This window comes from Streptosporangium sp. G12 (assembly GCF_052983175.1).
The window spans coordinates 93,139-106,233 of the sequence record NZ_JBRIQO010000013.1 but is presented as its reverse complement, the minus strand read 5'-3'; the positions used below and the strand labels follow the sequence as shown (position 1 = coordinate 106,233).

The following is a 13,095-nucleotide window of genomic DNA, read 5'->3' as shown; positions in this document are numbered from 1 at the left end:
AAGCCGATGACAAGCCGGGCTCCATATCGTCGCCGCCATGATGAAAAGAACGATCGCGGTGACCGCCGTGGCCGGAGCCGCCGTGCTGGCGGCCCAGCTTCCCGCGTCCGCGGGTTCCTCCACCGCGCTGCTCCGGCTGCGCGCCGGTCTGACGCTGGAGATCCCGAACTCCTGGCGGGTGTACGGGACCGCGGACCAGATCCGGGTGGTGACCGGTGCCTGCGCTCGGCCCGAGGGCGGCTACTTCCAGCCCAGGTGTGACAGCTTCTGGGTCATGGGGCCGAAGACGCTCAGGCGCGGGGGAGAGGGCTTCCGGCGCTACGACCCCACGCAGGGCCCGTACTACCCTGCCTCCGACGTGCAGCGCTGCCTGGCCTACCCCAAGTACGGGCAGGTCATGGGCAAGGCGGTCGTGGTCGGCTACCGGAACGTCGGGGTGGCGCACAGGGCGCACTACCGGGTCTGGCCCGGCCGGTGTGTGTCGTACAGCAGCAGCGAGCAGAAGTCGACGTTCAACCAGCGCGAGTGGTACCTGCCGCAGTCGAAGATCCTCGTCGTCGACCAGTGGGCCACCCCCGGCCTGGCCACGATCCTGAAGAACGCCGTCTGGGACGACTGATCCCGGAACGGGGTCCGGCCCCGGGCAGGACGGCGTGGTGACGGTGAACGGCGGCGGACCAGGGCCTGAACCTGTTCCGCCGGCCTGCTTGCCCGGGTGCCCCGCGAGGGCGTGGAGCCGTTCCTATCCGGCGCCCAGAGGGGCTCGCCGCGCGAGCACCCTGCGATGGCTGATTCGCCAGCCCCGGTCGCCGCGCGAGACCGTGTCCTCGTAGGTCACGCTTCCGCACGTCCCGTCCGCCATGATGCCGATGCCCTTGGACAGAGCGCGTACGTGATCGTCGGCTGTTTCGGTGACAACGATGTTCGTCACGTGGTGGCCGACCGGATTACGCTCGCCCATGGCCAGCGCCGCGTCGCGAAACGCGGCCAGCCCCTCGATGATCCCTCCACCCAGATCACTGACGTCGTAGACGGCGTCGGCGGTGAACAGCTCGTGCAGCCGGTCGAGTCTCCCGGTGTCGATCAGGTGACCGTGCATCGAGATCAGCTCCGCGATGGCCACGCGATCCTCGGCGGTGAGCGCCATGGCAGTCCTCCCGTAAGGCCTCCGATGAGGCCCGTCGTCAACCCGGGTGAGCGATATGGGGACCTCCCCGTTTACGGGTACTACCATAAGCGGGGAAGTCCCCATTAACAAGTCTGGAGCAGGCAGATGGCGCGTACGGGCGACAGGCCGACCACTCCCGGGCGAGGGCGCAGAGCCGACGCCGCACGGAACGCCGGGTTGCTGCTGTCGGCGGCGAGAGAACTCTTCGAAGAACACGGTCCCGAGGTCGCGTTGGACGACATCGCGCGCAGAGCGGGCGTGGGCAACGCGACTCTCTACCGGCACTTCCCCACTCGTGGCGACCTGCTCGTCGCCGTGTACGCGGAGGAGGTCGCCGCACTCTGTGAGCGGGGTGCGGCACTGCTTCGGGAGCCGTCGGCGGTCGAGGCGCTCTTCGACTGGCTGGACGGCTTCGTCGTCCACGTCGCGACCAAGCGTGCCCTCGCCCTCGCGGGCACCGAGAGCAGGAACGAGCGGCGCACCGAACTGTTCGATCGCTGGCATGAGTCGATGAGATCGACCGCGGAGGCTCTGCTCCTCAGGGCGCAGGAGGACGGCGCCGTCCGATCCGACCTCGCGGTAGGTGACCTGCTGGCCCTGACAGGTGCGGCCGCCGTCGCCGGCGCCGACGCGAGCCATGCGCGACGGCTGTTACGGATCCTGCGCCACGGCATGGCACTGTAAGCCCCCAGCGCCCCCCTTGCTCCCCTCGCCGTAATGACGGGGAGGTGTCCGTACGCACCCCACCACCTTCGAGTGGCCGGGTGCGCGGATCTACCCCGGCACCCGGAACCAGACCGACCCGCCCGCGTCGTCGCGGTGCGAACCCCATCCGGCCGCGACCATCTCCACCAGCCACAGCCCCCGCCCGCCGTCGTCGTCCGCCTCCGGCACGCGCACGGCGGGCGCGCTCGCGGCCGACCCGTCGTCGGTGACCTCCACGTGAACCGTCGTGGTGGTACGCGCCACGTAGACGGTCACCCGTCCATCCGCCGTACGCCCGGAGTCGGAGTGGGCCACGGCGTTCGTGGCCAGTTCACTCAGCAGGAGCAGCACGTCGTCGAGCACCGGAGCTCCGACCCGCCCGATCAGCAGGTCGCGCGCCCAGGCCCGAGCCTCCGGAACGGATTCCACCCGCCCGGGAAACACCTTCCGCCACGCGCCGTACGGCCCACCCGCCCACGGCGCTGTCGCAGCTCCGTCACCGTGATGTCCAGGACAGCCGTCCTCTTTCCCCGCGGTCTCCTTTTCGGATCTCACACGGTCACCGCCGTCACGCTCCTGTCCTCCGAGTGCCTCCGGCGAGCGCGATCGAGGCGTGAAAGGTCGCCGTTCTGGTCATTCATCACTCGTCTCGTCCCTGGTTAAAGGCGATGGGATGCTTTCTTTTCCGTCCTGTCGAACCGAGAGGACGTGTGATTAGATTGCCCTCATGAGAGGTGAGGACATAACCGGATCGGTAATCCGAGAGATAGCTGAAAATGCCGACGGCCGGCCTGTCGATACCAAGAGCTGACATCGCCCATTAACCCAAAAGGCCGTTTTTCTCTATTTCAGGAGGAATGCGATGAGCGTCGAGACCTCCCCGGAGCCCGGATCTCCGCACGCGCGTTTCGGGGCCGAGATGCGCCGGTTGCGCGAGGCCGCGCAACTGTCCCAGAGCGCAGTGGCCTCACGCCTGGGATGCACGCAGACGCAGGTGAGCCGCCTGGAGTCCGCCACCCGCACGCCGTCGAGATCCGACGCCGAGCGGCTCGACCTGCTCTTCGGCTCCAACGGCAGCACGCACTTCACGGACCTGCGCCGACACATCGTCGCCCGCCCCAGCGGCCCGGCCTGGTTCATCGGCTGGGCCGAGGAAATAGAACCCGCCGCCCTCGTCCTCCGCTCCTGGGATCCCCTACTTGTCCCAGGTCTGCTGCAGACGGAGTCCTACGCCCGGCACCTCTTCACTCATGGCCCCCGCGCCACTCCCGACGAGGTGGAAGAGCGTGTCCAGGCTCGCCTGCGCCGTCAGAGAATCCTCGACAAGGACAACCCCCCGATGCTCCTGGTCCTCATCGACGAGGGCGTCCTTCGTCGTCGCGTCAACGGCCCCGAGGTGATGCGGGAACAACTCGGCCACCTGCTGGAGGCCGCCCAGCGGCCTACGCTCGCCGTTCAAGTCGTCGATCCGGATTGCACCGCAGGTATGTTGGGCGCTTTTATGATCGCCGAACTCCCGAACGGTCAACCGGACACCATCCATGTGGATTCGTCGATCGAAGGGCACGTCACGACCGACCAGGATTCCGTGACCTCGATATGGAACAGATATGAATCCATACGTCGATGGGCTTATCCTGACCGCATGTCCCTCAAAATGATCGAGGAAGCGAGGCAGGAATGGACCTGAGCGCCGCTGTGTGGCGGAAGTCGTCGCGCTCCGGAGACAACGGTGGCCAGTGTGTCGAGATCGCCGCCAACCTGCCGGGTGTGGTCGCGGTTCGCGACAGCAAGGACCCTCGTGGCCCCAAGCTCCTCTTCACCCCCGCCGAGTGGCGAACCTTCGTCGATGGCGTCAAGATCGGTGAGTTCGACCGACTGACCTGACGGGAAACACGACACCCGGCGCCGTCGAGAACCGGTTCAGCTTCCACCGGACAGATGCGGCGACCGACGAGAGGGAGTGCGCCCCCTTGGCGGAACTGCTCGATGACGAGGCGTTGGAGCGCTCGTCGGTGGTGGCGAACCGGGTGATGAACCGGGAGCGAGGGCTGACCGGTTCCAACGGGTACGGCCGGGAGCTGGGCATCGAGGTGCTGGAGGTCCTGCGTGAGCGGACTCCGACCGGGCGGCGGGTGCGCTGGCTCGACCTGTGTTGCGGTTCGGCCCGTGCTCTCTTCGAGGCCTCCCGACACCTCGGGGACGAGGTGGAGATCGTCGGTGTCGACCTGGTCGACTTCTTCGCCGGGCCGTCGCGCCCGCCGAGGCTGCGGCTGGTCACCGTCTCGATCACCGGCTGGGAGCCCGAGGAACCTTTCGACCTGATCACCTGTGTCCACGGTCTGCACTACGTGGGCGACAAACTCGGTGTCCTGTCCCGGGCCGCCGGCTGGCTGGCCGAGGACGGCCTGCTCGTCGGCAACCTCGACACCCGGAGCGTCCTCGTCGAGGACGGCGTGCCGGCGGGGCGCCGGCTGGCCTCGGCGCTGCGGGAGGCCGGGCTGGACTACGACCCCCGGCGTCGCCGGATCACCTGCCGGGGCCGGCGCGTCGTCGAGCTGCCCTACCGCTATCTCGGCTCCGACGACCGCGCCGGACCCAACTACACCGGCCAGCCCGCGGTCGACTCCTACTACGTTCACGGTTCGTGAAGCCGGGCTCGGGCGCCATGGCCCGAGCGGGTAGCGTCTGATCTTCAGGCGGGCGCCGGCCCGCGGATGGGACTCACCGTGAAGAAGCTGATCATCCGGCTCTGGAGGCTGACCAGCGGCTCACTCCAGTGGCGCATCAACTGGCTTCGGCACGCCACGTTCATGGTCGGTGTGACCGGCGTAGTGCGCGACCAGGACGGCAACGTCCTCCTGCTGAAGCACCGCTTCTGGCCGGAGGGCAGGCAGTGGGGTCTCCCGACCGGCTACGCGAACAGGTCGGAGACCTTCGAGGACACGGTCCGCCGCGAGGTGCGGGAGGAGACCGGGCTGAAGGTCCACGTCGGGGAGCTGGTCCGCCTGAGGAGCGGCTACCGGCTGCGCCTGGAGGTGGCCTACGAGGCCGAGTTCGCCGGCGGCACGCTCAAGCTCGACGATTTCGAGATCCTGGAGGCGAGATGGTTCGCCCCGGACGACCTGCCGGCGGAGCTTCAGGAGTCACACCGCCTCCTCATCCAGCGTAAGTACATCTAAGGCCTGTTTCATAAGTTGATCACAGCCACTCGTTGATGGCGGCGACCGGTGAGATTTGGGTACGGGGGTACTCAGGCGCCGGACCGGCCCACGACGGACGATGCTCTTCTGGCAGCACTCCAGGGGAGAACGTCATGGGCTTAAGAACGAAGGCCGGTCTGTCATTCGCGGCGATGCTGGCGCTTTTCCTGGCCTCCATACCGCTCATCGCCACTCCTGCGGCGGCGGCGCCCCCCGGCATCAAGATCATCTTTGAGATCGAGTACCTCTTCCAGGTCGAGGACCCTGACAGCGGAGGGGTGGGCGACGGCGACTACTTCCCCAGGGTGAAGATCGCCGATGGCCCGCTGGTGACGGGCCCCCGCATCGAGGACGACGAGTTCGAGCCCCGCGGCCTGCCCGAGGCGCCCGGCGGCTGGACCTTCACCTACGAGAACTGGCCCGGCGACAAGCCCACCGTGGACATCACGGTCGCGATGTGGGACTACGACAGCGATTTCAACTCCAACTCCGACCGGATGGACATCAGCCCCAACAACGAGGACTGGGAGCTGAACCTCACCTACGACCTGCGCTCGGGCACACTCTCGGGCGACCAGCTCGTCTTCGGCACCCCGTGCGTCCGGTCCGACGGCCGGACGGCCAAGGGCCAGTCCTGCATCCAGGGCGACGGCGACCATGGCATCCCCCGCAACAACGACGGCCGGATCACCAAGATCGGTATCACCGCCGGCGCCGAGATGCCGGACACCGACCTCGACGGCATCCCGGACCTCATCGAGCTGTCCGGCATCAGGAACGCGGCCGGCGACGTGCTCGTCGACCTGCCCGCGCTCGGCGCCGACCCGTGCCGCAAGACGGTCATCCTGCAGCTCGACCACATGGAGGACGCCGCCCCCGCCACCAGGCACTCGCACGAGCCCAAGGCGGGCGCGATCGCCCTGGTCAAGAACGCCCTGGAGGACGCGCCCATCGCGGCCACGAGTCCCTGCCCCTACCCGGGGACGCGTCAGGACGGCATCGACTTCATCTACCGGGAGGGCGCGCAACTGGCCGAACAGGCCCAGCTGGGCCTGAACACCAATGACTTCCGCAATGCGCGCACCGCCAACTTCCCGGCCGAGCTCGCCCCCTACGCGCACTACGGGATCTTCGCGCACCGCCTGCTGAACGCCGTCGGAACCTCCGGCCAGTGCTGCGAACCCGTCCGTGACAACAACAAGGACTTCATCGTCACTCTCGGCGACTGGCGGACCATGTGCGTGGCCGACTTCACCGCCGACTACGGCGGCGACGGCATGCTGCAGACGACCGCGGCCGGAGACGACGTCACCACCGGAACCCAGATCCACGTCGGCGACAACCGCAGGTGCGACACCACCAGCGCCCACACGACGGACGTGCAGGTGCTCACCCGGGGCACGGGCGATGTCGACGCCAATGTCGGCACCGACCAGGACCAGGCCGGCACCATCCTGCACGAGCTCTTCCACGCCATGGCCCTGCGGCACGGCGGCAACGAGAACGTCAACAACAAGCCCAACTACCTCAGCGTCATGAACTACTTCTTCCAGACGGGCATCCCCAACAGCGCGCCGCCGCTGCTGGTCGACGAGTTCCGCGACTGGAGGGTGGGCGCAGTGCGGCTGGACCTGTCCGACGGCGGGCTGCCCCAGCTGGTCGAAGGCGGGCTGAACGAGACAGCGGGCATCAGCGACGGCACGGACTGGACGTTCTGGTGGGCCCCCAACGTCGCCAACCCGGGCGGCGACCCCGTGATCCGAGCCGGCGCCGGCAACGGGCCGCTCAACTGGAACGACAACCGCACGGCCGGCACCAACGTCCCGATCATCGACACGACGAACCAGCCGGTGAACATCAACGACGCGGACGGCCTGACCACGCTCACGGACCACAAGGACTGGCCCGCGATCAGGTTCAGGGCGCAGTCCCCCGACCGCGTCGGCTGGGCCTGCAGCGCCTGGCCCGCGGGCGCGCCCACCTGCGGAGGCGCCGGGGGCGACGTGGAGCCGGAACTGACCTTCGACACCGCGATCCGGCAGGAGATGTCCTTCTTCAACCTTTACAACCCCGACCTGGCCATCGAGAAGACCGTCGACAAGGCCGACGCCGAGCCCGGCGACACCCTCACCTATCAGGTCAAGCTGGACAACATCGGCACAGGCGCAGCGACCCAGACAAGCGTGAAGGACGCCCCGCCGGCCGGCGACGTCCAGACGCGTCAGGTCGGGCAGCTCGGCGCAGGCGGCACGAAGACCGAGGCATTCACCTATGAGGTCCCCTGCGACACCGAGGACGCGAAGGTCCTGACCAACAAGGCCGAGGTGACCGCGAAGGACCTCGCCGGTGGAGCCGAGGCCAACACGGCGAACAACTCCGCGACCGCCTCGACCAAGGTCCACGCGCCCAAGCTCACCCTGGACAAGCGCGCGACCGCCACGGTCAACGCGGGCGAGGCGATCACGGTCGACCTGAAGGTCGCCAACGTCGGCAGTGGCAAGGCCACCGGCGTCGTCCTGACCGACACGCTCCCCAAGGAGGTCTACTACAGCCAGGCCCTCGACCAGGGCACGGGCCCCAAGCCGACCGGGGTCACCCGCAACGCCGACGGGACGACGACGCTGACGTGGTCGCTGGGCGAGCTGGCCGCGAGCGGTGACCAGTCGGTGCAGTTCACGGCCAGGCCCAGCCTGCTGTTCGTCGCCGGGGACAAGCTGACCGACCACGCCTCCGTGGCGTACGGCAACGCCAACGGCTGCACCTACGAGCCGGTGGCCGCGTCGGCCACCACGACGATCACCGAGGTCACGCCGACCCGTGACCCGCGCTCGCACGGCTACTGGAAGACCCACCCCGAGGCCCGCACAGCCGAGTTGCTGGCCCGGGTCCAGGCCACCTACCAGCAGTTCGACAGCTCCGCGAACGGGGCGCTCGACAACACCGAGGCCGACGCGGTGCTCTCGGCCGGCGGTTCACAGCCTGGTCCCGCCAGGTTCCAGCTGCTGGCGACTCTGTTCGACCTGGCCGCGCGGCAGATCAACGCCTCGACGAAGATCGACAGCAGGCTCACCCGCGCGCTCGGGACGACCACGGTCGGACAGGCCGTCCGGTACGGCTTCGCCACGCTGGACCTGCCGGTCAACAGCTCGACGGCCCAGCGCTACGCCGACACCACCGCCCTGCTCGACGAGATCGTCAACAACAGGAGCGAGGTCTACTAGGCCTGTTTCAGAAGTGGATCATATGAATGATCCACTTCTGAAATGGTCTCCGGGTGAGTCGTGGGGATCTGACCGCCGCACAGTGGGCGGCACTGGGAAACCGGCCCGCCGCCCGGCGTCTGCTCCAAGCGCTCCTGCTGGGGATGGAATCGGTCATGGACGGCTCTGCCCCTGATCGCCCTCGTCCCGGCACCGGCGGGGCCGCCGCGACACCCGGGGAACCCGCCCCCACCCCCGCCAACAACTGCGTCGTCGATGTGATCGGAGGATTGGACGAGCCAGGAACGGAGCACTGCTTCCCCACGTTCACCGAGGCGATCCGGTTCGCCACCGACGACGCCGTCACCGACGCTCCGCCCACCGCCGTCGAGGGTGTGGACGACCCCGTCCTCGACGCGCTGCTCGGTCGGAGCTGACCGGCAGTGCCTTACCGGCCCGAGCGGCGGTCCGCACAGGCCGCCGCTCGGGCCCGGCCGTGTTCCCGGTTCCCGGAAAAGGTCTCGCACCGGGAACGCCGAGGACACCGGGAACACCGGGAACCCAGGAAACACCGGGACACCGGAGACGCGGAGCACAGGGAGCACCGGGAAAGCGCATCGGGTCCAGGCGGTGGCTACTCGACCACGATGGAGTCGACCCGGTCGGGATAGAAGGCGACATGGTCCTTGATCTCGGCGACGGCCGGGTGCGGCGACTCGTAGAACCACACCGCGTCCACCGCCTGCTTCCCGTCCACCGTGACGGTGTAGTAGCTCGCGTCGCCCTTGAACGGGCAGTAGGTGGCGGTGTCGGTCCGCTCCAGCAACGAGCGGTCGACGTCGGCGATCGGGACGTACTGCACCGGCGGGTACGCCGCCTCCCGCAGCGTCAGCGCGCGCCGCGAGTCGGCGACCACCTGGCCCCCCACCGAGACGACGACCCGGGCCGGGTTCGCCGTGATCGTGATCGGATGACTGGGGCTGGGCTGCAGGATGGGCTTGTCGGTCATGGCGGGACCCCTTTCTGTCATGTCCAGTCTGCCGGACCGGTGTGCCCGCGCCCTCGCGCCCCCCGCGCCCCCGCGCCCTCGCGCCCCCCGCGCCCCCGCGCCCTCAAGTTCCCAGGGTGAACATGGGCCGGACACTTCCGCGCATCGTTCACAGATCACGCAACAGGCTCCAGTATCCGACGTCCGGCACCATGCCGAGTGCCTTGTTGGCACGGATGATCGGCGTGTTGGATTCGTCGTTGTGGGTGGTGACGCTTTCGGCCCCGGTCCGCTGGGCGTACAGAAGTGAACCCGCCTTCACGGCGGTTGCCACTCCCTGTCCCCGGAAGTCGGGATCGGTGCCGGTGAAACGCACGTACCAACTTCGCCCCTGCGGTATCAGGATGCTCATACCCTTGTGCCGGACGGACCCGGCATCGGGTGAATCGGCAAGCAGATACACGCTCCCGGGTGGGAATTGCAGAAGTCGTGCGCGAACGTCGACAGGGCGGTTTCCGTAGGGGAGGGGAAGCCCGATCCTGCAACGTGTGAAGCACTCAAGGATGAGGTCTTCTTCGGAGGCCATGGTCGCTCTCCGGATGCGCACCCCGGCTCGTTCGGCCGTCTCGGCCGCCCGCGCGGCCAGCGAGTACCCGGAGCCGGTCAGGTCGAAGCGGAAACCCAGGCTGTGATGCGCGACCGTGAAGCCGTGACGTTCCGCGAACGCGCGCCCGCGAGGCAGATCGTCCCGGATCGAGCAGGTCGCCGTTCCGCCCTTCAGGAGTCGCAGCCCGGCCTCCACCCGCTCGGCGAGTGCCGAGCCGACGCCGAGACCCCCGGCGCCCGCGTCGACGGAGACCAAAGCCGAGACGGTTTCGGGAAACACGGGATCCGCCGTGAGTTTCGCCGCACCCACGACGGCGTCCGCTCTTGCGGCGACAATCGCGAGAAGAGGCGCGGGGGCCGAGTTTCCGGCCAGCTCCGACAGGAGAACGTGGCGGACATCGTGGGCGCTCGTCTCGTTCAACAATTCGACGGCACGGGAAAGGTCCTGCGGGCCCATGGGGCGTATCTGGTATTTCTGATCACTCACGGGAAATTCTCTGTTCAGTCTCGATATGGAGATTCGCCGCAGGGGGAGCCCTGGTCGCGACAGTCCTCCCGAGGGGTTTCCCGGGCATGCGGCGAGCCTTCCGAAGGGAAAACGCGTCAAGGGGTGGGGCCGTGGCCGGCGGCCACGATCCAGCACATCACCCTGAGCTTCGTTCACGGGGCTCGAAGCAGGCCCTGAGCGGGCAGGTACCGGCAGGGCCACCCAGGAGAAGGCGCGCCCGCGGGGCTTGTGCTCGAACGCCGGACAGGGAATCGGCGGGCCGTCGTCGAGGCGGCCATACGGACACCCCTCGACGCGTGCGGCCGACTCGCGCCTGAAGCGTTCGCCTGCTCTGAAGCGTTTACCTGCCGTGGTCCGCCGGGCGGCGGAAGACGCCGTACCACCAGGTCAGTGCCATCTCGCGGGCGAACGCGGCGTCGTCGCCGGGATCCCCGGCGGTGACATGGTCGACGAGGGCCCGTTCGCCGCCCATGACGATCACCCGGGTGGCGCTCACCGGGTCGAGGTCGGCGGGGACGTGGCCCGCGTCCTGCTCGGCGCGGAGCATCGCGATCGTCCAGTCCGTGAACTGGTTGACCTCCCTGCTCCAGAAGTCACGCACGGTCGCGTCGTAGGTGGCGACCTCGGCGATCGCCTGCCGTACGGCGGCGTGTTTCCGGTAGACCTCCACCACCCGCAGGAAGGCGTCCGCGAGACGTTCGGCGCCGTCCGACGGGTCCCACGCCGAGGTGAGGTCGAACGAGGAGGCCATGAGCTCGGTGGCCAGACGCATGAGCAGGTCGATCTTGTCGCGGAAGTGGCTGTAGAAGGTCGAGCGGGCGACGCCGGCCTCAGTGGAGATCTGTTGCACGCCGAGCTCGGTGAAGTTCGCGCCGTTGATCAGGAGACGCTGCGTCGCGGCCAGGATCTCCGCCTCGGCCGAGGTGGGACGGCCGACGCTCGCGGTGCGTCGTCGAGTAATCGAAGGCATATCCGGATCCTAGGTCGTCGCTCGGCGGCGAACGGCGCGCTACACCTCGTCCGGACATCGTGTAGCGTAATTTTCGGACACAGTGTCCGGACGTAGCGACCGAACGGGTGCGGGATGCCCGGCCGACTGCCGTGGACCGGACGTACACGCGAAGGAGTAGCTGGTGAAATATCGTCTGCTGGGACGTACCGGGGTCTGGGTCTCGGAGATCTCCCTGGGCGCGATGACGTTCGGCGGCAAGGACCACCCGGTGTTCCACAACCTCGGGGCACTCGGGCAGGAGGAAGCGGATCGGATCGTCGGCACGGCACTCGACGCCGGGATCAACTTCATCGACACCGCCGACGTCTACGCCGACGGCGAGAGCGAGGAGATGCTCGGCCGGGCGGTCGGACGGCGACGGCGGGACGTGGTGCTCGCCACCAAGCTGTTCGCTCCGGTCGGGCCGGGACCCAACGACCAGGGGCTTTCCCGTCTGCACGTGATGCGGGCCCTGGAGGACAGCCTGCGCCGGCTGCGGACCGACTACATCGATCTCTATCAAATCCACAACTACGACCGCCTGACGCCGCTCGAGGAGACGCTGAGCGCGCTCGACGACGCGGTACGACAGGGCAAGGTCCGCTACATCGGCTGTTCCAACCTCGCCGCCTGGCAGGTCAGCAAGGCGCTGGGCATCTCCGCGCTGCACAACCAGGCGAGGTTCGTCGCCAATCAGATCCAGTACTCACCGGCGACGCGCGACGTCGAGCGTGAGCTGGTGCCGTTGGCGGAGGACGCGGGGCTGAGCCTGACGGTGTGGCAACCGCTTCTCGGCGGATTCCTCACGGGCAAGTTCGACCGAGGCGGGGCGACCACCGAACAGGACTCCCGCCGGGCCCGTAACGGCTTCGACTTCGTGCCGTTCGAGGAGGAGAAGGGCTTCACGGTGCTCGACGTGCTGCGGACCGTCGCCGCGCGGCACGAGGTGAGCCCCGCCCGGGTCGCGATCGCCTGGCTGCTCGCCCAGCGCGCCGTCACCAGCGTCATCGTCGGCGCGCGCAAGCCGGAACAGCTCACGGACAACATCGCCGCCGGTGACCTGACGCTCACCGAGCAGGATCTCGCCGAACTCGACGAGGCCGGCCGGCCGCCGGTCGCCTACCCGAACTGGATCCAGGAGTGGTCCGCCCAGGGCCGGACCCCGGCCGGAAACCTGGCCTGACGCGCCGCCTCGGGTGACGGGCGCGGGGGAACGGTCCGGCCTGGATGAGGACGCCGGCATTTGTAAGGGGGATTCGTAAGGGGGAAGAGCCCGCCGGGTCAGGCGGGGCCGACACCGGAGATCTGGTAGCGCGCCACCTCGGCGTCGCGGATCGCCGCCTCCTGGTCGTCGCCCGGCCCGGAGCCCCGGAAGGCGTCGAGGGTCTCCTCCGACTCCCACCGCTCGTAGACGTTGATCCGGCCGGCGTCGACGAGGTCGGCGCCGAGCGTGAAGTCGAGGCAGCCGGACGAGGCGCGAGCCTGCTCGACCACGCTCACGCACCCCCGCAGGTAGCCGTCACGGGCATCGGGGTCGACCCGGATCCAGCCTGAGACAATGATCATGACGTCAGGGTACGGTCCGCCACCGACAGAACCGCCGTCACGCGCGACCGGGTGACCGGCGGGCTTGGCAGGCGCCGATCTTTCCGTACCGTTCGCGCATATCAGGCGTCCGCCGGGCACGTAGGATTCGACGGCCGGGCAGGCGAGGCGAGAACGAGGA

Annotated in this window: 15 protein-coding genes; 9 read left to right on the top strand and 6 right to left on the bottom strand. The window is 68.5% G+C overall.

Annotated elements, in window-relative coordinates:
• Positions 1 to 37: 37 nt before the first annotated feature.
• Entirely contained in the window at positions 38 to 619 is a 582-nt protein-coding gene (locus tag ACVCAG_RS20795) for a hypothetical protein (RefSeq protein WP_447190114.1), read from the top strand.
• 123 nt (positions 620 to 742) lie between these two features.
• Here the strand turns inward: ACVCAG_RS20795 and ACVCAG_RS20790 are convergent, their stop codons facing one another.
• Positions 743 to 1,147 (bottom strand): nuclear transport factor 2 family protein, encoded by a 405-nt coding sequence (locus ACVCAG_RS20790; protein WP_440081473.1) that lies wholly within the window; start codon positions 1,145 to 1,147, stop codon positions 743 to 745.
• Between the two features lie 126 nt (positions 1,148 to 1,273).
• On the opposite strand from ACVCAG_RS20790, the gene ACVCAG_RS20785 reads away from it, so the two are divergent.
• Positions 1,274 to 1,852: an SbtR family transcriptional regulator gene (locus ACVCAG_RS20785; protein WP_440081472.1), complete on the top strand. Its 579-nt coding sequence runs from the start codon at positions 1,274 to 1,276 to the stop codon at positions 1,850 to 1,852.
• Positions 1,853 to 1,942: 90 nt separating this feature from the next.
• Here the strand turns inward: ACVCAG_RS20785 and ACVCAG_RS20780 are convergent, their stop codons facing one another.
• Positions 1,943 to 2,302: an ATP-binding protein gene (locus ACVCAG_RS20780; RefSeq protein ID WP_440081470.1), complete on the bottom strand. Its 360-nt coding sequence runs from the start codon at positions 2,300 to 2,302 to the stop codon at positions 1,943 to 1,945.
• 433 nt (positions 2,303 to 2,735) lie between these two features.
• On the opposite strand from ACVCAG_RS20780, the gene ACVCAG_RS20775 reads away from it, so the two are divergent.
• The 6 genes from ACVCAG_RS20775 (at position 2,736) to ACVCAG_RS20750 (ending at position 8,713) form a co-directional block, all read left to right on the top strand.
• Entirely contained in the window at positions 2,736 to 3,563 is an 828-nt protein-coding gene (locus tag ACVCAG_RS20775; protein WP_440081469.1) for a Scr1 family TA system antitoxin-like transcriptional regulator, read from the top strand.
• Positions 3,554 to 3,760, top strand: a complete 207-nt coding sequence (locus ACVCAG_RS20770; RefSeq protein WP_440081468.1) for a DUF397 domain-containing protein — start codon at positions 3,554 to 3,556, stop codon at positions 3,758 to 3,760. The genes ACVCAG_RS20775 and ACVCAG_RS20770 overlap by 10 nt, the downstream gene beginning before the upstream one ends.
• 86 nt (positions 3,761 to 3,846) lie before the next feature.
• Positions 3,847 to 4,524, top strand: coding sequence for a methyltransferase domain-containing protein (locus tag ACVCAG_RS20765; RefSeq protein WP_440081466.1), 678 nt, complete (start codon positions 3,847 to 3,849; stop codon positions 4,522 to 4,524).
• Positions 4,525 to 4,602: 78 nt separating this feature from the next.
• Positions 4,603 to 5,055, top strand: coding sequence for an NUDIX domain-containing protein (locus tag ACVCAG_RS20760; RefSeq protein ID WP_440081465.1), 453 nt, complete (start codon positions 4,603 to 4,605; stop codon positions 5,053 to 5,055).
• 134 nt (positions 5,056 to 5,189) lie between these two features.
• Positions 5,190 to 8,297: a CARDB domain-containing protein gene (locus ACVCAG_RS20755; RefSeq protein ID WP_440081464.1), complete on the top strand. Its 3,108-nt coding sequence runs from the start codon at positions 5,190 to 5,192 to the stop codon at positions 8,295 to 8,297.
• Between the two features lie 53 nt (positions 8,298 to 8,350).
• Positions 8,351 to 8,713, top strand: a complete 363-nt coding sequence (locus ACVCAG_RS20750; protein ID WP_440081462.1) for a hypothetical protein — start codon at positions 8,351 to 8,353, stop codon at positions 8,711 to 8,713.
• Between the two features lie 197 nt (positions 8,714 to 8,910).
• Here the strand turns inward: ACVCAG_RS20750 and ACVCAG_RS20745 are convergent, their stop codons facing one another.
• From ACVCAG_RS20745 to ACVCAG_RS20735, 3 genes are all read right to left on the bottom strand, one after another.
• Positions 8,911 to 9,285 (bottom strand): DUF427 domain-containing protein, encoded by a 375-nt coding sequence (locus ACVCAG_RS20745; protein ID WP_440081460.1) that lies wholly within the window; start codon positions 9,283 to 9,285, stop codon positions 8,911 to 8,913.
• 148 nt (positions 9,286 to 9,433) lie between these two features.
• Positions 9,434 to 10,357, bottom strand: coding sequence for a GNAT family N-acetyltransferase (locus ACVCAG_RS20740; RefSeq protein ID WP_440081459.1), 924 nt, complete (start codon positions 10,355 to 10,357; stop codon positions 9,434 to 9,436).
• 361 nt (positions 10,358 to 10,718) lie between these two features.
• Complete coding sequence (locus ACVCAG_RS20735) at positions 10,719 to 11,348, bottom strand: TetR family transcriptional regulator (RefSeq protein WP_440081458.1); 630 nt, start codon at positions 11,346 to 11,348, stop codon at positions 10,719 to 10,721.
• Positions 11,349 to 11,511: 163 nt separating this feature from the next.
• Here ACVCAG_RS20735 and ACVCAG_RS20730 point away from each other — a divergent pair, with 163 nt between their 5' ends.
• Positions 11,512 to 12,552 (top strand): aldo/keto reductase, encoded by a 1,041-nt coding sequence (locus ACVCAG_RS20730; RefSeq protein WP_440081457.1) that lies wholly within the window; start codon positions 11,512 to 11,514, stop codon positions 12,550 to 12,552.
• Between the two features lie 98 nt (positions 12,553 to 12,650).
• On the opposite strand, the gene ACVCAG_RS20725 is transcribed toward ACVCAG_RS20730, so the two are convergent.
• On the bottom strand, positions 12,651 to 12,935 hold the full coding sequence (locus ACVCAG_RS20725) for an antibiotic biosynthesis monooxygenase (RefSeq protein WP_440081456.1): 285 nt from the start codon (positions 12,933 to 12,935) through the stop codon (positions 12,651 to 12,653).
• Positions 12,936 to 13,095 lie beyond the last annotated feature (160 nt).